The sequence below is a fragment of the Allokutzneria oryzae genome, assembly GCF_042429765.1.
Lineage (GTDB): Bacteria > Actinomycetota > Actinomycetes > Mycobacteriales > Pseudonocardiaceae > Allokutzneria > Allokutzneria oryzae.
This window is the reverse complement of record NZ_JBHLZU010000014.1, coordinates 1-24,395: the sequence shown is the minus strand read 5'-3', so window position 1 is coordinate 24,395 and position 24,395 is coordinate 1. Positions and strand designations below refer to the sequence as shown.

The following is a 24,395-nucleotide window of genomic DNA, read 5'->3' as shown; positions in this document are numbered from 1 at the left end:
ACCGAGCAACGACATCCTGGCACAAGGGCAGTGCAATCCGTCTCGGAAGGATCGTCATTCCCAGCGGGCGCAGCACATCCCCTCGCCTGCCAACAGGAATGACCTTGAGAGCTCGCCGCACGTCCTGCTCCGTGAGGTCCGCGACGACCGTCGGCAGCTCGGGACGGGCCGCGGTCAACGCGACGGACAACTCCACCAGCGCGCTGTTCAGCACTGGGTTGTCAGCACGCTCCTGCGGGGGCACGGCGAGTACCGAGTCCATGATCGCGGTCTGCCCGCAGTGGCAAGACTGTCGCGAACGGTGGTGGCCCATCAGTCCTCCGTCGTGAAGTGATTGGTTGTTTCAAGCGCACGTCGGGGACGTCGCCGAAAGTCGGAGACGAAAGTGCTGTCCGCCGGTAGTTCTGCTTCGGCGACGCCGCGCAGTGCGCAATCGGCCCGGTAGAGCTCTCGCGCCTTCTCTGTGGGCTGCTTGCCGAGATGACCGATCCGCCGCAGATGGCCGGTGACGGGGTGCTCGCGAACGAACCGCGAGTCCAGGTGCGGCAAAGCCGGTTCTCGACCAGGCCCGCCCCCCCTCGGCACGATCAAGGGCTTGTACACCAAGACGGGAACGGTGGAGAAACCAGCTACCGCAGGAAAACGAAGCCCGCCGTTCGCATCGACGCTCGCGATGTCTTCACGGAGGTCGTGGGACGCGACGAGCTTCGTGACAACGTCGTCGAGAGAAACCTCGACCGCACCGTCCGCCCCGTACACGGAGCGACTGAGCTGGGAACGCACCAGCACGGTCCGGCCGTCGCTGTGCACCTTTCCGTTCCTGCGCACGGCCCGGAGGACTCGCTGCGGCAGAGTGAGCACACCCGCCGACCGAGAATCCCTTTTACCCCAACGAGGTTCCCCGGGAGCGGCGTCCCTGGCCAAGATCCACGCCGCGTACCTGTGCTCGATCGTCTGCCCGTCAACGGAGACCGGCACCTCAAGCAGCGTTGAGCACACCCGGACCAAGGTCCCGTCCTTGGTCCACGAGCAGGTCAGAACCATTCCCGGGAAGAACTCCAACGGCCAGTCGATCGAGGTGATCTCTCGTCGCGGACCGTGCAGCTCCGCCTGCACGTTCTGCGCGGCTTCCCGCTGATCGAGCTGGTAACCATCGTGTTTGCTCAGCAGACGAAGACCGACTCCCGCGAGCCGCGAAGCGGCCATGGCGTCGGCGATGCGATCGGGCAGTGGCAGTCGTCCTTCGAGCAGGTGGACCAGTCTCAGTGGTTGTGACCACGACAGCTGACTGTCAGTAATCTTCAAGTCGACGGGTGACATGGTGTCGTCCTCAGCGACATCTGTCGGTTCGGACAGCCACTCCAGTACGGATTCCTCTTGCGGTACCACGGCTTCTGGAGAGCCAGGCAGCGTGTCCAGCCATCCCCTGCCAAGCGGCTCGGTGACGTCCACGCGCACGAAAGCGCTCCCAGGCCGTTCGGCGCGCCACACACCGCCGCCCTGCCACTCATCATCCAGTCGCAAGTGGACGTCACCAGCCAACAGCTTCGTTTCCTGGTCGACCTCACGATGGGTGTAGTCGCTCAGAACGCTGTTGACGTGGCACACAGCCAGCGCGTAGTCGAGACCGGCCAGCCGCCTCTCCGCGCCTTTTACCCCGCGCAGCTGCGGGCCGACAGCGGTGTACGACACCGACCGCTCCGCGCTGAAACGCCGAGGGCTCGACGGGATCGGGCTACGGGCCAGTTGGGAAGCGATGTCGGTCATGTCACCACCACCGAGCACGCCGGAATCGTTGAGACGCGCGCACATCGACGCTCTGGTGAAGGCGTACCCACGCCACATGCGAACATCGTCGAGCTGTTCCAGCGCCGTGCGGATCGTGCGCAGGAACCCGTGAATCGCACCTTCCCACTGAGCGCTGTCGGCGTTGCCTTCGAGTACGTCCTCCATCGGCAGCGGAGCAGCGGAACTCATGATCTGTGGCTCGACCCGGGTGAGCAGGTATCGCGCGTAGAACGACATGTCGTCGAGGTCCGCGTCAGCGCGAGTGGGATACCGCGCTTGGCGAACGAGGTGACCGTCCTCTCGGAACCCACGACCCAGCCGCCGCAACCGGTCCAGTTTCTGGCTGCTGAGTGAGAAGGCCGATCCGAAGGCATCGATGTCGACCACGAGTCGCTCGGACAACAGAGGATCCGCCTCGTCGTCGACGCGCCCTGGGCCAACAGCGCCGAGCGGCGCACCGGACAACCACGGGTCCACCTCGCCGTCATCACCGAGCGTGGGATGTGCGCCTTCCTTGTAGACCACCTCCGCGTAGACCTGTTCCGCCCCAGCGTCAACCCGCACCATCGCCCCTACCGGCAGGGCGTCGATCACCTCGGTCGGCGGCACGACGGGGAAGGCGAACGGATCGACCGGGCCTCCGACATAGCTCCGCTCCGCAAGGTCGAACCCGAAGAACGCCGCGTTGAAGGCGACGTTGACATGGACCGGCGCGGTCCGCGTCGCCACCAGAGCGGAGAGGTACGCCAGCAGTCTTTCCTGGTCGTGCGCCTCAGCCTTGTCAAAACCGAACACCATAGGAGGTGTCAACAACGCCACATCGTTGTACGGCTTCCACACACCGTTCTCGGTCACGCAGTCTCCTCTCCGTTCGAACGTCGCGGTTGCCCAGGCGTGCTCGCCCGCACCGCAAGCGCTGTTTGCTGGCCTGCGCTTGCCGCGTCCCGCCAACGCTTTCCGTCCGCGATCACCCGACCGGCGTCGGCGAGCCGAGCGAGCGAGCTGTCGATTTCCTCGGCGCGCACAGCGGGATTGGCTCCGAAGTAACGGCTGGTGGTGAGCTTGGTCCGAATCGGCACTCGTCGACGGGTGTACGGATTGAAGTACGAGTCCTCACCACGCAGCGCCCGGTACAGCTCACTGGCTCGGACTCCGTTGAACATCAGCCAAACCAGCTGCGAGACCTGCTTGTCGAGAAGTCGCTTCCGCTGCACCGAATCACCTCCCGCTCCGGCGGGTCTGGGCTTCGGCGCCAGGAAAGAATCGAGGATTCCCGGCATGTTCTCCTCGATCGGCCAGCCGCCCGCGTTCCAACACGCTGAGCACCTGTTGCCAGCGTGAGAACAACACCGCTCCGGGAGGTCGACTCCGAAGTAGTCGGCGAGGCTCTGGTTCGCACACATCTGTTGGTTCTTGAAAAACTCCTCCAGCAGATGGACCTCCTGGGCGACGCGATACGCCTTGGCCAACATGTGATCGACGAAGTCGTGAGGAAGCTCGATGTCATCGACTCGCACTCCGGTCACCAGTCGGCGAGACGGGGCGGCTGAGACATCAAGAAGCCCCCGATCGTGCAGGTCGGCCAACAGCTGCCAAGTGCCAGCCGCGTCCTCGCAGAGCGTCCGGTACTCCGGCACCACCTTGGCGAGTTGGTTGTCCAGTCGAACAACGTCCAGTCGCTCACGACGGAGACCGTTCGCCCGCTCAGCTCGAACCGGCAACGCGAGCACCGCCGCGACAACGGCGTCTTCGGTACCCGCGGCATCAGCTGGGCCGCGCTGGATACCGACGCCGTGGAGTTCGCCAGCCTTCACAGTGCACAGCGGCGGAAAATCCCCGAGGTCCGCCACCAGAGATCGCTCCGAGAGCACCGCGAACGCTCGCATCACTGTGCTCTGGTACTTCTCGCTGGTACGGCTCCTCCTCGCCTCGTCAGCGCTCAGCAAGCCCGACTTGAGGTCTTCGCCGATGAGCCCGTCAGCGACAGCGACGGCGTCGAGCACCCCGTCACACGCCAGCACCGCGCGTCCCATTCTTTCGAGCAGCGTTTCCGGGATGCTGCTGGTTGTCATGAACCGGATCGTCCGCAACCCCCGATTGGTCATCAGTGCGAGTCCGACGTTCACGGGCGCGGAGGTGCCAGCACTCGTCGTCGCTCGCGCCCCGTCACGACCCGCACGCCCGATTTGTTGGTACAGCGCCGCGAGATCGGTCGGAGCTGACACGCAGAACACGGTCCGGACGTCGGGCCTGTTCACTCCCAGACCGAAGGCGCTCGTAGCGACGATGACCAGGGGCACGAACCCCTCGTCGTCCTTGCGAGGCGCTTCCCGGAACTCGGTCATCACCGAGGACTTCTCGACCTCGGTGAGCCTGCCGTGGAATCGACGCACCCGCACGCCGCCATCCCCGAGGTAGTCGCGCAGGTGGGCGTGCAGGGCGACGACCTCCTTCACCGTGAGGCAGTAGAAGATCGCGTGGTCGCTCACCGCGTCCAGCACGACTTCAGCCAGCCCGGCGGAGATCGACGGCCCAGCGTTCCCGATGCTCCTGCGGTGGATGGCCAACTCCGGGCGCAACGGGTTCTCCCGCACGGTGTGCAGCACACCGGCCGCCGCCTCGACCATCTCGCCGGAGGCTCCGCCCGGCGCTTCGGGTTCGACGCCGAACACACCTGAACGCAGTCCTGAGCACACTGTGCGGTTCGCGGTCGCCGTGAGCGCGGTAACCGGCAGGTCGAAGTCCCGGCGCAGCTCGGCGAGAAAGTGCTCGACCCGGCTCACCGCAGGACGAAAATCGTCCCACTGCACGAACGTGTGCGCCTCGTCCAGCACGATCCGGGTGACGATCCCGTTCTCGACAGCTCCTCGGACCAACTCCCGGAACCGACGCTGGCACAAGCGTTCCGGTGACACGTAGACCATGCGAATCCCGTGGTCGGCACGCCCCAGGAGTTGCTCGGCGACCTCGGTCTTTCCCGCCCGCGAGTTCGATTCCCGAAGTGGCGCGACCAGTGCGCGCACCGCTCCGCCGATGCTGCGGTTGAGTTCGAGGGCCTGGTCGTGCATCAGAGCGATGAGCGGCGACACCACCACGGTCACGCCGGGCAACACCAGCGCGGGCAGCTGGAAGCAGAAGCTCTTGCCGAAACCGGTGGGAAGAAGTCCGAGGACGTTCTGGCCGCGAGCCACCGCGGCGATGACACCGCGCTGCGCCGGTTTGAGTTCCGCGGGTTCCTGGGACAGGCGGAGCAATCCGCCGATCTTCGCCGCACGGGACAACACCACTTCTTCGAGGGTGCCGACATCACGGTGCCGGCGGACTTCGTCGGCAGTCAGCTCCAGTCTTCTGATCTCGCGCGTCTCCGGCAGCAGAGTCTGTTCCTCCAACGCTTCCGGAGAACTCAGCTCCGCCGCCCGTTCCTCGCTGAGCACACCTTCGGCAGCCAGGAACGCCCATATCCTCGACCAGCCTTCGGCCATGGTGACCACGTTGCCGCCAGCCGGCTCCCCGGTGATCGGATCGGCTCGCAGCAACCCACCGTCGAGGGACTCCAGGAAGGTCCTGCGGTACATCCGCCGCAGGGTCGCCTGACCGGCCAGCTTCCGGTCGCTGATCACCACCACGCCGCGATGTTCTTTCGATCGGACGAGCCGTCCAACCGCCTGCCGCAACTGCAATGCGGCCAGCGGGAGGTAATAGGTCTCGGTCGCCACCGCCTCCGGATCATCCGCCCTGGCGGCTTCGGCCCGGGCGGCGACGGCGGCGCGCCGGGTCTCGATGACAGGGGCCGCGAAGGGCGCGAAGGGAAGTTTGTTGATCCAGACCAACCGCAGTCGTCGGTGATCCGCAACGTCAACACCCTGCCACAGCCCTTTTGTGCCAACAAGAATACCGCCACCGTGCTCGTTATCGGTGAACTGGTCCACCGCACGCGGATTTCCCAGCACCAGCGCGGAGAGGACCGTGGTCTGGTCACCGCGACGACGCAACGCCGTTGCGAGGTGATCGGCGATTCCACCCGCGGTCGAGCGCGCGGTGGTGAGCACCAACGCGCCACCGTCGAAGCCCCCTCGACGCCCCTCGGCGTCATCGTCGAAGGAGACCTCCCTGATCACCTCGTGCGAGTACCCGGCCAGCTGATGAGCGACCGTGCGCATCGCCCCTTCTGACTGCTCGGCCCAGGAGGGAAAGTCTGACAAGCAGATCAGTTCAGCCTGCTTGTCCAGGTCGAACGGCGTCTCCAGTTCAAGCGCGCGAATGCCCGCCGGGAGACCGAGCCGGTCTTTGATGAACTGCCACCGTCCAGCGACGCGCAACGTGGCGCTGACGTAGTAAGTCCTCGCGAAGGTGATGAGAAACCGCTGCCAGGTGGCGTCAGCGAACAGCTCGACGGGGCTGCTGGCGATCCGGAACCTGTAGCGACGCAACCCGGCACTGAGCACCCCGAGCTCTTCCGCGTACACCACCCGGTTCGAGGTGTCCGGCAGCGCCGCCATCGACATCGACGCGATCGGATCGTCGTCCAGCTCATCCGTTTCCTCGTCGGACTCACCATCGTCGGCGTCAGTCCTGTAATGCAGTTCCAAGCTCGGACCGTCATCCTCGACGTCGTCCTGATCCTCAACGCCCGAGTCAGCTACCTCTTCTGGGGCAACGACATCGTGGACCGGAACTGGGCCGACGGTATTCTCGATGTCCGCGACGATGCTCCCAGCGGACTCCGAGACCTCCGTGCACCGTGCGCGCAGAGCGGTGGCGCGTTCGTGTTCGAAGAAGTCCAGAACCGACTCGTGGGAAGCGATATATCCACCCAGCGCGCGGGAAACCGAGTTGCAGTGACCGCCCAATCGCCGCAGCAGCGACGACAATTGCCGCACCTGCGCCGCTCCGGCGCTTCCCGAGTACGAGCTCGCCAGCGTCACAGTTCGCGAGCCCACAACCACACCCGCGCCGGTGCCCTTGGAGTCAAAGGCCATACCGGCAATGCGGGGAAGCTGCTCGTGCTCGAGCAGGGACCGCACGTCCTTCAGAGCCTTTGCCACCGCGTCGCTCGCAGGGCTTCTCTGGGCGTTCTCACACCAGATTCCCAGTTCCTCCACAAGGTTCTCAACAGCGCGATAGTCCACTGTGGTCGTCAGCGCTGAGGTAGCCGCGTCTTCGATCTGGTGCGCTTCGTCGATCACCAACAACGTGTCCCCGCCCAGCGATCCGAGATCATCCAGGTGGGCCAGCAGCAGTGCGTGGTTCGCCAGCAGCAGCCGGTGGGAGGAGAGAGCTTCCCGAACCGAGTCGGTGTGGTCGGCGATGGCCGCTGACGCCTTCGCCGGGTACTCGCCGTTGCTGGCCTGGGAAAGGGAGTCAAGCCACACTGGCAATGCGGGGTCGCTGTAGGTGAGGAAGAACGGCGGCAGGTCGACAGGGTCGACGGACCTCGCGCGCCAGGACGAGGGGATGTTATCGGTCTCGATGAGACGCAGGAGCAGGAACACCGCGAGCTCACGAAACGCGGGGCGGGCGAGGAATCGGCCCCCCGAGCCGGCGCGCGGGTGGCCGTGCGCCGACGGGGCAGCGGTGGCGTCTGCGAGGGTCATCGTCAACGACCGCAACGAAAGCCGGTTCGTCTGCCCCTTGACCACGTCACAGGATGCGAGAAGCCCCGGGATGGCACCATCGAGCCGAGCGACGTCCTTGGCGAGTTGTGCCTGGAGCTGCTTGGTGAACGTCGTGATGATCGCGGTCCGCTGCGGCGCGCCAGCCAGCCAGTCCAGCGCCGCCGCCAGAATCGCGAAGCTCTTGCCGGTGCCGGTCGGCGCCTCGATCAAGGCGGGAGTACCGGCCTGTGCCAACTCGTGCAGCTCTGTCGCCATGCGCTCCTGCGCGGCTCGACGGTCAGCTGGCACACCCCTGGCGGCTGTCGCGAGCGCGGCTGGATCAACGCGTCGATCCGCACCTCGGAGCTCGTCGCCCACGACCAGACCGGACCGATGGGTACGCGGACCGTGGGCGGTTCGACGAAGCGTGTGCGTGCCAAGGTTCGCCGCCAGGACGTCGGCGACATCAGCATGACCGTGCGGGCGAGATTCGCCCAGCATCACCCCGTCTGGCCCGCCTGCGGCGGCCAAGCGGCGAAGCAGTCCCCACGCATCGGAATCCGGGCACACCGACGCGACCAAGTCCCTGATGCCGCTCGGCCACTGCCGCACCTTCTCAGCGCCGCAATGCAGGAGCCGAGCAAGAAGCACGGCGTCATCCACGGCGTCGTGCCAGTTGAGTCCTTCGCAATCAACCCCGACTAGAGCAGCCAAGGGAGCAAGCCGGTGCGTCGAGGCCCGGGGCCACAGCGCGTGCGCGAGATAGAGGGCGTCCACATGTGCGAGATCCGGCGCCTGCAATTCCTCTCGCTGATATGCGGCAGTGAGCAGCGGCAGGTCGGACTCGTGCCCGTTGTAGCTGACCATCAGGTCCGCGTCGGCGCAGTAGTCGCGAAGTTCCCGCAGAGCTGCAACGGGCTCTATCGCCTCACGAGCGTGGCGGCGACGTACTTCCTGGGAGCGGATCTCCCATGCTTCGTCGGGCAGGGCGAGGAACCTGCCGAAGGTCGGCTGAGCAGCAACCCAATCGGGATCCGTACCGATGCGAACCGCGCCGATCTGAAACACGCGCCTGTCGGTGTAGGGCTCGACAGTTGTGGTCCGAACCACCGCTTCCAGGTCGATGACGACGGCGCGAGCTGTCTGAGTCCGTTGGTCGCCACGTTCCCGCTTATCAGCGTTGTGGCCATCGGGAGAGTCGCCGCCCGCACGGGCGAGAAGCGACAGCACGCCGTCTGTCTCAGTCAGAACGCCGGCGGCACAGGCATCAAGAACGAGCTTCTCGACGAGTCTCTGGTGCAGCAGGAGCCCACGTTGGCGCGCGAGGTCACCGAGCTGAGCCCGGGTCAACCCCGACTCGAACTCACCAACCAGCTCGACGACGCGTTGGAGCCGCTTCGGTAGGTGGTGCATCGGATCCTCACGTGAAACACGCTCCACCGCTATCTTCTCCCCGCGCCGAGAACAGTGACGAAAATGCCAACACCGGCCGAACATGGCAACGATTAGGCCAACTGTGACGCACATCGCAGGCCGCCCAGATCGCGTTACTCACTATCTTCCGCGTCTCCATGCCGTTACCAAAATGTCAATACGACCGCAATCGACACCAAGGAGGACAACAAACCTCTCTAGATACAACGTGTCGTCTCCTGCGGCGATGTGGCCTCCCCGCCAAGACCCTGACACCGGAAGCGCCGCGCCCCAATGCCCCGGCAAGCCGAAGTACCTAGGCACATGCCCCCATCGGACCACGCTTCGCGAACCACCCCGGACGGAACGCGACAACCCGATCGGACCAGCCACCCCGAAGAACGAGCGGCTACAGAAGCACTCTTCTCTTCAGGGTCACGGCAGCTCAAGGACTCGGATTCCAGCCGGAGGCGGGCGAACTCCTCAAAATGGAGGAATCGTGGACGGGACGGGAAATTCTCTTTCTGACACGTCCGGCGCAGCCAGAGGTACGAGGTAGCCGGGAAAACTGGGCCGCGTATTCATTGAAATTGGGCACTGCCACGGTCTGACCCAGCAGGCGGCCGAGCACATTGATCAGCTCCGAGCCGCCATTGGCGACGGCGAGCCGTTTGGTGGGCCGCTCCACAACCCCGGCCAGCAGCTCCGCGAACGCGGGCTGCCCAGGAGGGCAGTGGACAAGCGCATTCCGCAGCTCCGCGGTCAGGGCCGGGTTCGGGAAGTGCAGGTTCTGCAGCAGGCGGTGATCGACCACGTCGTACCGCCAGAACCCCGCCGTTCACGCTATGGAGAATCCTCCGGCGCTCCCGCAGTTGGCGTTATGAGGAACCCACGGTCGGCACATCGGAAAATCACGGGAGAAGTCGTGTGAGATCGACTTCTCGGCTGTTACGGCGGCTGCTCTGATATCGCGGTGATCCGCGTGGGGTCATCGGTGCGACGGTGAGCGCGCCGAAAAGGTTCTAGGAGACGGTGTCATGGCATTTCGACGTTCGGTTGCGGTATTCGGTGCCTCGGTGATGGTCGCAGGCGGTGCGCTCTTCCTCTCTGGTCCAGCGCAAGCGACGCCTTCGCACGCGGTCGCCGGGAGTCCGGCGGCTGTTGACGGTTGCGGGTTCTCCCGGGAGACGACGACGGCCTACTGGACCAACTGCACCGACAGAGGTCAGAAGATCGTCATTGACTACGTCTGGGGACCAGATCAGTACACCTGTTCGCCCGCCAGGCAGAAGACGCACCTCAGCGCATCGGTGTATGTACACAATGCGTGGATTGACCAGAGCAACCCGCACTGCTAAGAGATGATCGGACGCGGCGCGGGCGATGTGGCGGTGAACGGGTCTCAGCCCGAAAAGGGTCAGTTCGCGTTCCTCGCTGGCACAGTCGACGATACTGTGCTCGTCCCGTCCCGCGAGCCCACAGGCTCGCGGGAAGTCTTCTGGGATCGCGGTCCTCACCTGCCCAGCATTCCATCCCGCCCGCAGAGCATCGACGGTGTCGTTGTTGCTGGGCATCCGGAGATGCGCCCCGTTCCTTCGACGGCGAAAGCTCCGTTTCCTCGCCGCAGCCCTTCCCTTTGGCAGCAGTCGCGTTGAGGTTGGCTCCAGCTCCGCTGGAGCCAACGCCTGCGATTCGTGCCCGTCCACCGACGAAGTTGCCCTTGACGATCACCTCGTCCAGGCCATGGCCGTGCGCGACGCGGACGCACTGCCTTCCCGTTGCGAAATGCGGGATCTCGTCGCCACGCGGAGGCGTTGGCGGGTGGCCGACGAAACAGCCGCGCACAAGGACTTGCAGACATCCAACGAACAAGCGATGGCCAAGTACGCCTGCATGGCCATCGCGCGCTTTGAGTAGCGGCCGACGCCGGTGGTTTTCGCGGGGATCAGCACGCCACGGTGGGCAGGCGCCCTGCGGTGAACGCGCGTGGTGTCACGTGCATGGCTTCGCGGAACTGGGCGATCATGTGCGATTGGTCGTAGTAGCCGGCACTGCTGGCCAGCGATGCCCACGGCTCGTGGTGCAGTCTGGGGAGAATGCTCCGGAGCCGGGCAAGGCGAGCGAACTGCTTCAGTGGAACGCCGACTGCGGCGGTGAAGGCGGCGCGCAGGTGCCGTTCGCTGACGCTCATGTTCTGTGCCACTTCGTTGACTCGTGGGCGCGGGTGGTCGTCCCTCGGGGACAGTTCGACCGACGCTCGGCGGACCAGATCCGTCGCCGTGTTGTCTTCAGGGCGCACGCTCTGGGCTCGTTCGGCGAGAGCTGATGCGATGTGTTCGGCGGCGGCTGTTGGCTGACCGACGAACTCATCGAGTTCGTGGGCGAGCCGGGTGCCGGATCGTCCCCACAGGTCGCTGAGCGGAATGACGCGATCGGTGATCTCGTCGATGGGGGTTCCGAGCAGCGCACGGGCTGCACCGGGTGCGAGCTGAAACCGGGCGCACACGGGGATTTCTTTGCTGTCATGGTAGGTGGCGTGGGTGCGCGGTCCCACGACAAGCAGGGAGCTGGAGCCGTTCGCAGTGGTACGCCAGACGAGCGTGGTCGCCGGGTTGGGTGCGTGGATCAGCGGGCAGCCGTCGTCGTCCGTGCGATAGGCCGCGAGCTCGACATGGTCCACCCAGCGGCGCAGGGAGACGGGCACCGGCAGTCGTTGGCTCGCGTTCATGACGCCAGGTTATCCACGTCGAGTCGTGCCGGAATTTCCTAGAACGCCGGGGCACGACGGCGACAGGCTGTGGCCATGATTTTGGTTACTGGTGCCACGGGCACTGTCGGCAGTGAGGTCCTTCGGCTGTTGGTTCGGCGTGGTGTCGCGGTGCGGGCGTCGACGCGTGATCCCGTTCGCCTGCGGTCGTTCGAAGCGGACGTCGAGGTGGTGAAGGCCGATTTCGAGACGCCCAGGACGCTGCGCGCGGCGGCAACCGGCGTGGAGGCTGTTTTCCTGCTCACCGCGCCCGGGGCGTCGGTCGCCGAGCACGACCTCGCGATGATCAACGCAGCCCGCGCGGCCGGAGTACGCAAGGTCGTGAAGGTCTCCGCCATCGGCGGCCGCGAAGCAGCCGACACCGCGCCGGCGGGCTGGCACGCACCCGGAGAACGAGCGCTCGCCGAGAGCAGCCTGGCCTGGACGGTGCTGCGGCCGTCCTCCTTCGCCTCCAACGCGTTGCAGTGGGCCGGTGCGATCCGAGCCGGAACGCCCGTACCGAACATGACCGGGACGGGAGCGCAGGGCGTCGTCGATCCCCGTGACATCGCCGAAGTCGCGGTCGAAACCCTGCTCAGTACCGAGAACGACGGCGCGGTGCTGACCCTGACCGGGCCCGAACTCATCAACGTGCCCAGCCAGGTCGCGGCGCTCGCCGAGGCACTGGAGCAGCCGCTCTCGACCGTTGACGTCCCGCTGGAGGCCGCCAAGGAGCAGATGCTCGCCGCCGGTGTGGACCCGTCCGTGGTCGAGGTCGCCGTCCGCGGGTACCAGCTCGTCAGCGAAGGCGGCAACGCCGTCGTGACCGACCACGTCGAACACGTCCTCGGCCGCCCCGCCCGTGCCTTCCGCACGTGGGCGCGGGAACACCGCGCCGCGTTCCTCGACACCGGGATCACTCCCCGGGGCGCGTGATCCGCTGTGAGATTCGCATGTCTGCGGCGTGGAAGATGCACGAGTTTGCTCGTTCTGACGTTTTCTGATTGACGATGCGAGGAATGCGGGGCTAGGTTTTCGATGTTTTCCCCGTTCTGGGGGGGCGAATTTTTTTGGAGGATCAGTATGTTGCTGCGCAAATTTCTGGGCGCGGGAGCGGTCGGTGTTTCCCTGGTGGCTGCGAGTCTCACCGGTTCCGCTCCCGCGATCGCTCAGCCCGCGCCTGGAGCTGCGAGTGCGGGTTGGGCTACTGAAGGCTATCCGTGCGGCTATTCTGAAGGCGGCGTCAACTCGTACTGGAACAACTGCTCTGGACGAGGCCAGAACATCATTCGAGATTTCCGAATCGGCGGGAACTCCGGTCGGCTCTGCGTGAATGTCGGGGTCAACATTATCGGCAGCAATGTCATCTTCCAGAATGCCTGGGTGGACCAGAGCAATCCGTGGTGCTAGCCGTCGCTGCAACTTCAAGGAGTATCTGGTGAACACGCATTTCCGCCGCGCGGTCGTGGCGACCACGCTCATTCTTGCCGCCGCGGGCGGCGCTGCGGCACCCGCCACGGCTGCCCCTGCGGGCGCCGCGCCGCGCTGCACGTCCGTGCAACTTTACGAGCACGCCGGACGCAGCGGGGCCAACATCGGCTACTGGCTGTGCGATGCCAACGGGGGCAAAGCAAACCTGCCTCCGGAGCTTTACCGCAAGGTCAGCAGCTGGGAGGCGGGAGGCAACATCAAGGTCTGCCTCTACGACGGCAACACCTATCTCGCCTACCGCGACATCGGGGACCCCTACGAGAACCTCCCCGGCTGGGCCAACGACCGGGCAACCCGCGTGTCCATCTGCTGACCCGCGCCCCGAACAGCTCGCAGCGCGAGCCGAACACGCTTCCGCCGCGGCGGAAGCAACCCCAGGACGCGGCGGTCAATCACGAGTCAACTCCCGCTTGTTCGTGGTTGGCTCGCCGCGTCCGACCGCGGTCGAGAGCGCATCAGATCCAGCCGGTCTCCTTGGCGATCCTGATCGCGTCAACGCGGTTGCGGGCGCCGACTTTGGACACCGCTGCGGCGAGGTAGTTGCGCACCGTGCCGGTGGAGAGGCTGAGCCTCGTGCCGATCTCGGCGGCACCGGCACCAGCGGCGGCTTCCTTGAGCACTTCGGCCTCGCGGTCGGTGAGCGGGTTCTCGCCGTGTCGCAACGCGGCCGCGATCAGTTCCTGGTCCATCGTCCACTCGCCCTTCGCCACGCGCCGGATGGCTTCGGCGAGTTGCTCCGCCGGAGCGTCCTTGACCATGAACCCGCGCACGGACGCGGAAAGCGCGCGGCGCAGGTTCGCCGGATTGCCGAGCGCGGTGAGGATGAGGGCGTGGCAGGAAGGCAGTTTCTCGGCGAGCTCTGCGGCGGCGGTGACCCCGTCCTGGCCGGGGAGGTCGATGTCGAGCACCGCGACGTCGGGTGTGGTCGCGAGCGCGGCTGCGACGATCTCGTCGCCCCGCGCGAGTTCGGCGACGATCTCGATGTCGTCTTGCATGCCGAGCAGCGCGATCAGCGCGCCGCGGATGAGGTGCATGTCCTCCGCGATCAGAACCTTGATCATCCGAGTGCTTCCTCCGAGTGGTCGAACAGGTGGACGTTCTCGCCGTGCTTCAGCTCCAGGCGCGGCCCGGGCATGAGCTGGATCGAACAGGGCGAGCGCGGGGTCGATTTCAGCACGTCGGCCACCCAGGCGCGGATTCGCTCGACGAACAGGTCCTCGGTGGGTGCGGGCACGTTGGCGTCGTGGATCCTGGTGCGGCACGGAATGCCCGCTGCGCGCAGCAGTTCCGCAGCGTTCAGCACTTCCGCACGGACCGGGATCCGCCGATAGCCGCGTGCCGCACGTCGCACGTCAGCGGCGGCCGATCGGGCGATGCCGACAACGCCGTCGAGTTGATGCTGTGCCTCCTGCGGATCCTGGGTGGCCAGATCGAGGGCGCGAGCGCCACCGTCAGCGATCTCGGCAAGGCGTGCTCCCACGTCCTGTCGCAGGTTTCGCAGCACACGCTCGCGTTCGTAGGACCTGGCGAGCTCGGTGAGCCGCGCTCGCGACGCCCGGAGTTCGCGGACCAGCAGGACGAACCGCAGGAGCACGTAGAGCACCCCGCCGAAGAGGAACACGAAGACCGGCACCGACCACGGGTACGGGCCGAACACCGACGGCGCGAGAACGATCGCCGCGAACGCGGCCAGCGCGGTGCGAGCGGGGAGCACGAATAGCGCCGCGCAGGCGAGGAACGCGGGGCCGCCAGCTGGCCAGCCCGCGAGCACGAGCTTGCCAAAGCCCAGTACGGCGAGTGCCGTGAGCACCAGCGGGGGCGGGGACAGCGCCAGGTCGGTCCGCCGGAGCAGCGCCAGAGTGATCGCGAGTTCGAGCACGTCGACCGCGAGCACGCCGAGCGCGACGGGTGAGCGGAGTTCGCTCCACGCGGTCGCGGCCTGGCTCAGCACTGCGGTCAAGCAGAACGCGACGACGTAGACCGCAGGAACATCGAGCCTCGCACGGCCGGTCATGACGAACTCCGCGCCGGTACCGTCACGGACAAGGTGAACTGACCGCCCGCGCCGCGTGAGGCGGAGACGGAGCCGCCGAGTGCCGCCGTGCGCTCGGACAGCCCGGCGAGACCGACTCCCTCCCTCTCCGCGCGTGCGAGAACTCCATCGTTAACGACGTCGAGGCGATGCTGTCCTTTGTGGACGGTTACGGAGATCGAACAGCTCATGGCGTGGCTATGCCGGAGAATGTTCGTCACTCCTTCCCGCACGGCCCAAGCGAACACGTCGGACACCTCCGGCGGCGTCGTGTCCACGTGCGCGACAGTGCACCGCACTCCGGCGGAGCGCAGCAGGGCTGCGGCCGAGGCGATTTCCTCGTCGAGGTCGAGCTCGCGGCCGGTGTCCCCGAGGTGTGGCAGCGACTCCAGCGTGTCCAGTGCGACCTTAGTCAGCTCCTCGATCTCGACTAGGGCCCTCTTGTCCTTTCGTCGCAACAGGATCGTCGCGAGTTCACCTTTCAGCGCGACGGCGGTGAGACCGTGGCCAAGGGTGTCGTGCAGATCGCGGGCAATGCGCAGCCGCTCGCGGGAGGCCGCGAGGTCAGCAATGGCACTGCGGTTGGCCCGCAGCTCATCGGCGATCACGGGCAGCACCGCGAGCGCGACAGAGCCGAACCCGAGCGCGACGACATCGCCGAGCACGAGTAGGTCGAGCCGCAGCACGAGCACGAGAGCCGCCTGCGCGAGCATCGTCGTGCCGCACAGCACAGGTCCCCATGGCCGCGCCAGGCTCACCGCGAGCGCGCCGGCGAGCAGACCGCCGACTCCTGCCCACTCAGCCCCGAGAGCCAGGGGCAGATAGGTCAGCACCACCTGCGCGGGCAATGTCATCGCGCGCGGCCTCGACGGTTCAGCGCGAACGTGGAGCAGGTGCAGCGGGAGATAGCCCAGCGCGCACAGCACGGTCACCACCGTGATGTTCCAAGGCAGTCTCGTGGCGGTCTCGGCGACCGAGTACCCCAGGTAGCCGACGAGCAGGAGCGGCGGCGACCACCTTGCGAGGCGGTCCAGGTCAAGCGCCACCGCCACCGCCTCTGGATCGATCAGTCCACGGGCCGTGGCCCTTTTCACTCATTGTTCCGGATGGCCGGTTGGCCTGTTCACGCGGTCGGTTCGCCAGCTGCATGCGCAGCTTCCTGCTGCGCGAACGTCGCTGCTGTGCGTTTCTCATGTGCGCAGGCTGCGTTTCGCATCGGGCTGACAGGGGAAACGCTCGTTGCTGCGGGTGGTCAGCCCCATCGTATGCGCCTGCGGGCGATGTTTGGCTCATGTGCGGCCCTGCGGCCGTTGACGTATTTCGAAATGAGAGGAAGGTGGCTGCGGTGAAGAAGTTCTTGCCAACGCGCGTGGTGGTTCTTGCTGTGCTCGCGACTGGCGTTTCGGTGGCCGGAGGCCCTGCAGTGGGGGCGGCTGTCGCTGATGTGCACAGCGGCGGAGTATCGCGATCGGACGTGGGGGTAACGAAGGCACCGTTCTGCGGGTACAAGCGTGATTCGATGAGCGCCGTTCATTCCTGGTGGGGTAATTGCACGGATCGCGGCCAGAAGATCGTGCTCGACTACATCATGGGGCCCGATCAGTACAAGTGCACCAGGCCTGGTTCGAACATCATCGACTCAACAGGAACCGTGCAAAACGCGTGGGTGGACCAGAGCAATCCGATCTGCTGACGGGCACTTCTGCTTGTTTGGCTTGAGTCGCAACGCGAAAAGCGAGGTGGCTGACACTCGCGCGCTGCGGAAGTGAGCTGAATCAGTGGACGGGTTGGCGCCGCCGGTCGACCACCTGACCAGGGGGAACGGTGGTGTCAACCTTCCCGGGGCTGTGACTGGGAGAACTTCTCGTGATCTGCGGGCGAGACAGCGAACCTTCGTGTCCTGGTGGGCGGGAGCGGCCGCCGAAACCGGAGAACCGCTGGGCGACCGCGCTCGGCCAACCATCCAAAGAGGACAGATAGGCGGTCGCTCCCGGCGCGACCTGCGACAAGGAGATGGGTGGCTCTACTCGGAGGAGAGCCATCCTCCTGGGAATGTCGACCGTGGAGGCTCGCCCAATGAAGGCAGATTCCTTGGAAGGCAAAGGCTTTCGGGTGTCAAGGAGCAGCAGGTGTTTGTCGGCGGCCGTACGTGATATCCACGCTCACTCGGCCGGCTGACTCTCGGCCATGCAGGTGATGGCCGGGTGCGGGGCTGAGCCTGGCCACGACGGGCACCAACGTCATGTTGCGCCTGCAGCCCTGCCCTCACTCGGCGCCCATTGCTGGTGCAGCCAGGAGCGTCAGTCCAAAGTGGACGCGTGAGGCAACGAGCCGCCGAACGTCGACGCTATGATCTGTCGCATGAACACGCATCCTGTGCATAGATGCGACGAATACGTGTTCGAGTCCTCGGACACTCCCTTACTCCACGGATCGTCGATCTGTGGGGTTGTTTCTATGCGGGGCCGTGTCCGTCCGGCTTTGCATCGCTGCGGATGCTGATGCGCCCTGCTGCCGATGATGGTCGGCGGCGTTGACGTTCCAGTCCAGCGCGAGTGCTGTCTGGCCGGGTGAAGTCAATGTGCTGATGATCTTCGGTGGCGCTGCTCGTCTCAGGCAGCGGCCCTGGTGGTTGCAGACGATCTCCAGTTCGTGTCGTCGGAGGGCCTCGGCGAGGGCGAACGGCTCTGCTAAGTCGGCCTGGACGAGGCGAAGCTCCTCGAGCAGGCCGGGCAGAGCCTGAAGGAGGCGGTCCTCGCGGATGTAGACGTTGCGGGGTGCGTCGCTGGGGCGGGGTGTGCCGCTGGTGTAGCCGTGGCGACACCGGTATGTAGGCCGGTGGTAAATCCAGTGGGCGTCCATCCGGCGCCCGCATACCCCGCACACCACGAGCCCGGCCAAGACGTAGTCGCGTGTGTCACCGTCCTTGGTAGGCCGTTGAGCGCGTATGCGCTGTACCGCGACGAAAGTGTCCTCATCGACCAACGGCGTGTGGGCCAGGTGCTCGGATACCTCCCACTCCTGCACCGGATTCCAGCTCGCAGCCCCGGAGCCTCTGCCATCGGCTCGCCCACCTGCGCCGTGGCCCTTGGTGGTTTGTCGGTTCCAGACCTGACGCCCGGTGTAGCGCGGGTTCGCCAAGATCATGGCAATGGTCCGCACGATCCACCGTGCCCCCGAGCGATGGGAGTTCCGCGCTTGATCCACATTGGACGGACACGGCACACCACGCTCGTTCAACTCCCGTGCGAGTGAGGCGATTGACCGGCCGCTCGCTCGCTGGGTGAACATCCACCGCACCCACGCGCGGTGATCGGATCCGGCTCCAACACATGCACCCGCCGCCCCCATGCCGCGTGCAGGGTGTTGGTATGCGGGCCGCCTTCGGCCAATCGGTATCCGTATGGCGGGCGTCCGCCAAGGAAGCGGCCTTGCAGTCGAGTTTGTGCGCGCATGGCAGCCACCACCCGCTGCCGGGCACGTGCGACCTCACGCCGGGCTTGGGCATCCAGCAGAACCATCAGGGCTTGGTGCACCGGGCTGGCGAACTCGACCCGGCCTCCCGCCTCCGGTAACCACACCTGCATACCCAACGCGGCCAGCCGCGCCACCACCTGCTGGAACCGATCACCGTGAAAGGCGCGCTCGTACTCGCCCACCACGACCGCGTCGAACACACGATCCGGCTCCTCCGCGGCCGCCAGCAACGCCGAGGCCGCCGGCCAGTCCCAGCACGACCGCCGCCTCGACTGGCCCTCGTCGAAGAACTCGACCACGACTTCGCCGGAACCCTCGATCAGCTCGTCCACCACCGCCCGCTGCCATGCCCGCGAGGTCTGAAGATCCTGGAACTCGCTGGTCGACATCCGGCCGTAGAACGCAAACCGCACACCACCAGCCACCTCACCCGACTGCTGTGGCGAACTTTGACGACGAGACGCAACAGCATCCACGAACTCCGCACCACGTCACACGCCACCGCGCCACCCGAACAGACCAGCGCAACCAAGCCGCTGCTCCAGCAGATGTGGTGCAGGTCAGCAACTACCAGGGCTGGTGTGAGGGTGAGGACGGCGGCTCCCTGGCCATGAGCTATGCCGGGTCACGGTGGGGAGCCGGTGCTGCCCGGGAACTCCTTTCTCTGCAAGGAAAACGGCCTCCGGGCATCGTTCGACGGGCATGCGTCGACGACTGCGGTGGGCTTGTAGCGCCGCCACGCTCTTTCGAATCACATGTCCGTCATTACCACTTGATTGGCTCGCTTGTGTGAATTCTCATTACCCACGGCACTGTCGGGCACCATCGCATATTCCATGTGTGTCGCTCTCGAGGGAATTCCTGGCGCCGAGAAGTTGACTCACCGTGGTCGCGTGAGGCTCTTTGAGTGATCTTCCGCCGGGATGGTCCGCGCGAACTCGCCAGCGGCTAGACACTGAACTGTGAGTGAGGCAAATCAGTCCCGTCGGGTACGGGGGTTGCGATCTCTCGTCCCTGCCAGCGCTTGGGCGACTCTCGCGCAACAAGGCGTGCGCAGCCACCACCGCGCTCAGGAACGACTCGTGAACCAAGGAGATTCCAGCGGCTGGGTGTCGCTGTGCCTCGCCGGGCGACTGAAGGTGGTCTACGCCGAACCCGATGGACGCGAGATCATGCTCGCGGTCCGCGGACCCGGCGACGTCATCGGCGAGCTGTCCTGGCTGGACGGGCACACGCGCTCGGCCACCGTGCAGGCGATCGAGCCCGGGATCACCGCAAAGCTGTCCAGGAAGCGCTTCGACGAACTCGTCCAGAGCCTCGCGATCGGCGGCCAGATGAGCAGCTACATGCTCGGGAAGCTGCGGGAGAGCGCCGCCCACGCCTGGCGGCTCGCCCACCGCACCACTGCCGCCCGGCTCACCGATCTCATCGCCGCGTTCCTCGACGCGGCCGGACCCGACCACCCGTGCCCCACCACGATCGCCATGCCCCAAGAGGAGCTGGCCTCGACCCTCGGCCTGGCGCGCTCGGCGATCACGCCCGTGCTCGCCGAGTGGAAGGCGGCTGGACTGATCACCACCGGCCGGGGTCGGCTAGAGGTCGTCGACGTCTCGGCGTTCACCGGCGGCCCTGTGTCCACTTCTGGACAGAACCGCTCGTGAAAAGGCGGCAGTCTCCTCCTCGTCACCTACTTCGGACGACGGAGGAACACCCGTGGAACACGCTTTGCCCGCCGGTACTCGCGATCTCGGTGAGATCATCGGGATTCTCGCGGTGGACGTCAGAGGCTTCAGCAAGCACAACGACGTCCAGCAGAACATCATCGCGGAAGTGCTGCCGAGCACTATCGAGTCCGCTGCCCGCCGGGTGGGGGCGGCTGAGCTGTGGCACGGGTCCCGCTTCCGCGCCTACCGCGGTGACGGGTACCTGATCGGGTTCAACCCGACGTTGGTCGGCACGGTGGTGGACAGTTTCTTCGACGCCCTCCAGAGCGAGCTGCGGCAGCGGGCCCGAGAGCCCCAGCTGGCCGGAATCGACCTCCGGGTCCGCACGAGCCTGAACCTCGGTCCGGTCCAGGCGTTCGATGAGATCCTCACCGATTCGCCGAACGGCACGGTCATGGTCGACACCGGGCGCATGGTGGACTCCGAGTCGGTCCGCGCGCTGCTCGACCACTCGGACCCGAAGGTCACGTTCGTGGCGTCGGTGCTGTCCCGTTCTGTGATGGACCAGGTCGTGCGGGCTGGCCGGACCGCGAGGCAGCCGAGCGAGTTCGTCGAGGCACCGCTGGAGGTGGAGGCCAAGGACTACGCGGGAACGGGCTACCTGCGAGTGCCCGTACCGTCTGGTGACCTGCTCAGGTCGGGCTTGCTGTGGGGGCAGCCCGAGCCCGGTCAGGACAGTGCGCCCGAGCACAAAGCCGATGTCGGACCACTGACGGCGAACACCGTGATGGGGAATGCGGAAGAGGCCGTCCAGACTCGCGACGTGGGCGGCGGGATCGACGCCAGCTCCGCGCGCGCCACCAGCGGTGGCATCGCCGTGACCGGGAACCGCAACGTCACTGCCGGCGGCAACATCGACCGGTCCTCGAACAAGTACGAGTACTCCGGCACCTTCACCACACGCGGTGACTCCAACTTCGGCGCGTCGAGCGGGCGTCGTGTCAGTGGCGCGAACGACTCGGCCGAGGAGTGAGTTCGGTGGATTTCGCCGACGTCGACTCCTTCGGCATCCTCGAGCCCGGAGCCTTTCCTGAGCCGTTGCCTGAGGCCTCTGTCGATGAGGTTCCCTTTTCCCCGGATGCGCTGTCGGTCAACGGAAACCGCAACAAGACCGCAGGAAGGGACCTGGTCACAATCGAGAAGGTCTTCCTGAGTGCGGAGTTCGCGGAACAGGTGGCACGACCTCGGTCTGAGAAGCCCGCAGGGCGCGGTCTCCAAGACCCTGAAGCGCTGGAGCGCTTGGCGGAGCTGTACGTGGTGCCTCCGGGCCTTCTCGACAAGGAACCTGGAGGGGACGCCGAATCGGCGCTCCAGGTGTTGCACACGCGCAGGGTCGTGCTGCTGACGGCCTCAGAGCACGACGGCGGCCAGTTCGCCGCCGGTCTGCGGCTCGGGCACGAACTCCAGCGGAAGCAGCCCGGGCTGATCGTCCGAGAGGAGTTCATCGAGGAGCTGCGTGCTGACGATCTGCTGGTCGAACACGAGCCGGCGGTGGTGATCGGAGATCTGCGCGGCGGCGGCAGTGCGCTGGAGAATGTGCGACGAGGACTTGTGGAGTTCACCGAGCTTCTCCGCGAGTACCAGAGCTACCTCATCCTGATCGTCCCGTACGAGCAGATGAAGATCTTCAACGACTCCTTCCCACAGAGAACGCACCGACTGCGCAAACCGTCGTCCGCTGCTGTCTTCGCCAAGTACTTCACCGAAGGCGACGCCGAGACACTCATCGCGGACAGCGGCTGCTCCGCGCAGTTGGAGGACCTGTGGCCGCCGCGGGCCAAGTACGTCGTGGAAGTGGTCTCGGACAGCATCCGTAGGGGGAAGAACCCGGTTGAGGCGCTCCGCGGCGCGCTCGACCGGGAACTGGACGACTGGACTCCCGAACTCCGCAAGGCGATCGAGGAGAAGCAACAAGCGGGCGACGCCGAATGGCTCTGCTTGCTCATGGCGGCGGCCGTGCTGGAAGGTGCGGCCCTCCAGCACATTGCCAACGCGGCTGATCGGATGCTGGAGAACAATTGCCTGGCCACAGAGCGGCCAGCGCCCTTGCTTCGACCGAGTCCGTACTCACGGCTCGGCACCCTCGGGTCCAAGCGTTTTGACGTGGATACGCGGGAGTTCCTGACACGAGGCCGCGGAACCCTTGTCCTCCAACACTTCTGGCGGGAGCACCCGGCGGTCCACAAGGAAATGCTCAGTTGGATCAGCGGGCTTCCGGGAGCGATCCGAAAACTGAGCCAAGAAGAGCTGGAGCTGATCGCGGATCGGTCCGCCGAGCTGGCGGCCGAGGGCGGTTACGAGGTCGCCATCACGCTGGCGAAGCAGTGGGCGCAGACGTCGAACCGCTCCACTCGTTCCATCGCGGTGCGACTGCTCACCACAGTGGCGACCCACTCGTCGTTGGGCGCGGACGTGCGGGCCAAGTTGTGGGAGTGGTCCACCGCCGCGGGCGCGGGTTCGGACCTGCAACTGCTGACGGCCGAGGTGTGCGGCGGGATCGGCAGGGCGTTCCCGCGCGTCGCGCTCACCCGGCTCAAGCACTTGGCGAGCACGGAGGACGAGAACGTCGCGCGAGCGGTTCTGTCGGCGCTGCGGCAGATTGGCGCTGACCTGACCGTCTCCCGATTCCTGCGGTACCTGTCCGCGTGGTTCGACAGCGCCACCCCGCGGCGCCTTCACGTGCTGGCCGAAGGCGTCGCGAAGGTCCTGGAAGGCCAGACCGACGTCATCGACGCCGACGTGGCGACCTCCTTCTGGCGGGACGCACTCGACAAGATGCCGCCGGAGGACCTCCGTCCCGCCGTCACGAGCTGGCTCCGCACTGCGGCGAAGCTCCCACCCGACCAGCGCGAGGGAATGGTCGAACCGCTGGTGGAGTCCACCGGCCACCAGTCGAGCCGCATCGCGCAGTTGTACTACGCCAGCCGACTCCACCCGACACCACCCAATCCGAGTTCACCCGCAACCGACCCGGTGGACGACGTCGTGAACCAGCTGTTGACCCGGCTGGACGAGGTCGATCCCCTTGTGGTTCCAGGAGGATGAGACGTGCCGCTAGCAGAATGGCGTTGGTGGCGACCTCGCCGGTACGCCCACGTCGATGGCGTGACGATGGCCGTCAGCCAGGGGAGGGCGGGCACGACGTGGTACCCCGTGCAGAGCGACACGTACAACTTGTCGCTTAACAGTGCTGACGAACTCCTGTGTTTCCAAGCGGAAGTCATCATCGAGGCGCAGTGGGTCGGCGCAGAGTCGCCACCGCCCGCGATGTTCAGCATGGCGCAGGCGCACGTGGCGCACCGTGCTGACGAGATGAGCAGGCGGCGCACACTGACCCAGTTCGAACGGCTGCAAGGCGAGTTGAACGCGGCGCTGTTCAGCTGGATGCCGGTTCCGGGAGCACCCGTGCGGGCGCGCGGTCACTGCGTGTCGATCCAGCCGGATGAGGAAATGCTCGCCGTTGTCGAGGCACGGGAAAGAGAGAACGGTCGTCGCGCGGCGTTGTCCTGGCAGGTGGAACAACGCCTTCGGGCGGAGGAGCATGCGCGGTCGTTGATCCTCGATCCGCTTCGTGCGACCGCCTCGTGGTTCATCGACAACCAGGACAGCCCGGAACAGGCTGTGGTGATCGCCCAACACTTCCAAGAACTCCGGGACATCCTGTCTCCTGAACGGCAGCCCGAGTCCCCGGGAACACTCGTGGATGAAGTCCTCACGACTGCGGACGACGTCGTTCGCGAGCGCTTGGTCTTCTTACTGGGCAATGCTTTCTCCAGTTACGGCAGGGAAGATTTGCGGGCTCGCCTGACCTCTCTGTTGGGAGGATGATGCCCAGTAGCGCCGAACTCCCGTGCCGCGCTGCCTTGAACAGCGCGGCACGGTCTTGGTCGGGACGTGACGCCGCGGGGGGCAACGACCAAGGACTTGGGTACTCGGGCATTCGCAGAGCTGATGGGGAGTCCGAAGTGGGTGGTTTTCGTCTGGTGGTCAGGTGCGGACGGGCGGCCTGCTCGTGCTGCTCTACTCCGACGCCCAAGGGGATGAAGGCTGCTAAGGGAGTGTCTTATTTGGAGAGTCTTTTGTAGCAGGTCAGGGCCGCTGCGAGGGTCGCGAAGCTGAGGAAGTGGAAG

At 65.9% G+C, this 24,395-nt stretch carries 19 protein-coding genes; 10 read left to right on the top strand and 9 right to left on the bottom strand.

The window, feature by feature from the left end:
* Window positions 1–312: 312 nt before the first annotated feature.
* The 3 genes from ACFFQA_RS16470 to ACFFQA_RS16460 form a co-directional block, all read right to left on the bottom strand.
* On the bottom strand, window positions 313–2,643 hold the full coding sequence (locus tag ACFFQA_RS16470) for a hypothetical protein (RefSeq protein ID WP_377852837.1): 2,331 nt from the start codon (window positions 2,641–2,643) through the stop codon (window positions 313–315).
* Entirely contained in the window at window positions 2,640–8,822 is a 6,183-nt protein-coding gene (locus ACFFQA_RS16465) for a DEAD/DEAH box helicase (protein WP_377852836.1), read from the bottom strand. The genes ACFFQA_RS16470 and ACFFQA_RS16465 overlap by 4 nt, the downstream gene beginning before the upstream one ends.
* Window positions 8,823–9,240: 418 nt before the next feature.
* The gene (locus ACFFQA_RS16460) at window positions 9,241–9,609 is read right to left on the bottom strand and encodes a hypothetical protein (RefSeq protein ID WP_377852835.1); all 369 of its coding nucleotides are present in this window, start codon (window positions 9,607–9,609) and stop codon (window positions 9,241–9,243) included.
* A gap of 223 nt (window positions 9,610–9,832) precedes the next feature.
* Between ACFFQA_RS16460 and ACFFQA_RS16455 the strand changes: the two genes are divergently transcribed.
* Complete coding sequence (locus ACFFQA_RS16455; RefSeq protein WP_377852834.1) at window positions 9,833–10,153, top strand: DUF6355 family natural product biosynthesis protein; 321 nt, start codon at window positions 9,833–9,835, stop codon at window positions 10,151–10,153.
* Window positions 10,154–10,349: 196 nt separating this feature from the next.
* Window positions 10,350–10,712, top strand: coding sequence for a hypothetical protein (locus tag ACFFQA_RS16450; RefSeq protein WP_377852833.1), 363 nt, complete (start codon window positions 10,350–10,352; stop codon window positions 10,710–10,712).
* Between the two features lie 28 nt (window positions 10,713–10,740).
* On the opposite strand, the gene ACFFQA_RS16445 is transcribed toward ACFFQA_RS16450, so the two are convergent.
* Window positions 10,741–11,523, bottom strand: a complete 783-nt coding sequence (locus ACFFQA_RS16445) for a helix-turn-helix transcriptional regulator (RefSeq protein ID WP_377852832.1) — start codon at window positions 11,521–11,523, stop codon at window positions 10,741–10,743.
* A gap of 75 nt (window positions 11,524–11,598) precedes the next feature.
* Here ACFFQA_RS16445 and ACFFQA_RS16440 point away from each other — a divergent pair, with 75 nt between their 5' ends.
* The 3 genes from ACFFQA_RS16440 (at window position 11,599) to ACFFQA_RS16430 (ending at window position 13,345) form a co-directional block, all read left to right on the top strand.
* A complete protein-coding gene (locus tag ACFFQA_RS16440) occupies window positions 11,599–12,477 on the top strand; it encodes an NAD(P)H-binding protein (RefSeq protein WP_377852831.1) in 879 nt (292 codons plus the stop codon).
* Between the two features lie 147 nt (window positions 12,478–12,624).
* Complete coding sequence (locus ACFFQA_RS16435) at window positions 12,625–12,951, top strand: DUF6355 family natural product biosynthesis protein (RefSeq protein WP_377852830.1); 327 nt, start codon at window positions 12,625–12,627, stop codon at window positions 12,949–12,951.
* Window positions 12,952–12,979: 28 nt separating this feature from the next.
* On the top strand, window positions 12,980–13,345 hold the full coding sequence (locus ACFFQA_RS16430) for a hypothetical protein (RefSeq protein WP_377852829.1): 366 nt from the start codon (window positions 12,980–12,982) through the stop codon (window positions 13,343–13,345).
* A 142-nt stretch (window positions 13,346–13,487) separates the two neighbouring features.
* Here the strand turns inward: ACFFQA_RS16430 and ACFFQA_RS16425 are convergent, their stop codons facing one another.
* From ACFFQA_RS16425 to ACFFQA_RS16415, 3 genes are read right to left on the bottom strand one after another with little or no spacing between them, the layout of a single operon-like run.
* The gene (locus tag ACFFQA_RS16425; RefSeq protein ID WP_377852828.1) at window positions 13,488–14,093 is read right to left on the bottom strand and encodes a response regulator transcription factor; all 606 of its coding nucleotides are present in this window, start codon (window positions 14,091–14,093) and stop codon (window positions 13,488–13,490) included.
* The gene (locus tag ACFFQA_RS16420; protein WP_377852827.1) at window positions 14,090–15,046 is read right to left on the bottom strand and encodes a hypothetical protein; all 957 of its coding nucleotides are present in this window, start codon (window positions 15,044–15,046) and stop codon (window positions 14,090–14,092) included. Before ACFFQA_RS16420 ends, ACFFQA_RS16425 begins: the two co-directional genes overlap by 4 nt.
* Entirely contained in the window at window positions 15,043–16,110 is a 1,068-nt protein-coding gene (locus ACFFQA_RS16415; RefSeq protein ID WP_377852826.1) for a sensor histidine kinase, read from the bottom strand. The genes ACFFQA_RS16420 and ACFFQA_RS16415 overlap by 4 nt, the downstream gene beginning before the upstream one ends.
* A gap of 299 nt (window positions 16,111–16,409) precedes the next feature.
* Between ACFFQA_RS16415 and ACFFQA_RS16410 the strand changes: the two genes are divergently transcribed.
* Window positions 16,410–16,757 carry a DUF6355 family natural product biosynthesis protein gene (locus tag ACFFQA_RS16410; protein ID WP_377852825.1) on the top strand — a complete coding sequence of 116 codons (348 nt, stop codon included), beginning with the start codon at window positions 16,410–16,412 and terminating at the stop codon, window positions 16,755–16,757.
* 728 nt (window positions 16,758–17,485) lie between these two features.
* Here ACFFQA_RS16410 and ACFFQA_RS16405 read toward each other — a convergent pair.
* Complete coding sequence (locus ACFFQA_RS16405) at window positions 17,486–18,355, bottom strand: recombinase family protein (RefSeq protein WP_377852824.1); 870 nt, start codon at window positions 18,353–18,355, stop codon at window positions 17,486–17,488.
* A complete protein-coding gene (locus tag ACFFQA_RS16400) occupies window positions 18,301–18,954 on the bottom strand; it encodes a recombinase family protein (RefSeq protein WP_377852823.1) in 654 nt (217 codons plus the stop codon). The genes ACFFQA_RS16405 and ACFFQA_RS16400 overlap by 55 nt, the downstream gene beginning before the upstream one ends.
* Before the next feature lie 549 nt (window positions 18,955–19,503).
* Between ACFFQA_RS16400 and ACFFQA_RS16395 the strand changes: the two genes are divergently transcribed.
* Genes ACFFQA_RS16395 through ACFFQA_RS16380 form a run of 4 tightly spaced genes read left to right on the top strand, consistent with a single transcriptional unit; the run spans window position 19,504 to window position 24,093 of the window.
* The gene (locus tag ACFFQA_RS16395) at window positions 19,504–20,202 is read left to right on the top strand and encodes a Crp/Fnr family transcriptional regulator (RefSeq protein WP_377852822.1); all 699 of its coding nucleotides are present in this window, start codon (window positions 19,504–19,506) and stop codon (window positions 20,200–20,202) included.
* 52 nt (window positions 20,203–20,254) lie between these two features.
* Window positions 20,255–21,238: a hypothetical protein gene (locus ACFFQA_RS16390; RefSeq protein ID WP_377852821.1), complete on the top strand. Its 984-nt coding sequence runs from the start codon at window positions 20,255–20,257 to the stop codon at window positions 21,236–21,238.
* Between the two features lie 5 nt (window positions 21,239–21,243).
* Window positions 21,244–23,310: a hypothetical protein gene (locus tag ACFFQA_RS16385; protein WP_377852820.1), complete on the top strand. Its 2,067-nt coding sequence runs from the start codon at window positions 21,244–21,246 to the stop codon at window positions 23,308–23,310.
* 60 nt (window positions 23,311–23,370) lie between these two features.
* Window positions 23,371–24,093: a hypothetical protein gene (locus ACFFQA_RS16380; RefSeq protein ID WP_377852819.1), complete on the top strand. Its 723-nt coding sequence runs from the start codon at window positions 23,371–23,373 to the stop codon at window positions 24,091–24,093.
* The last annotated feature ends 302 nt before the right edge of the window (window positions 24,094–24,395 follow it).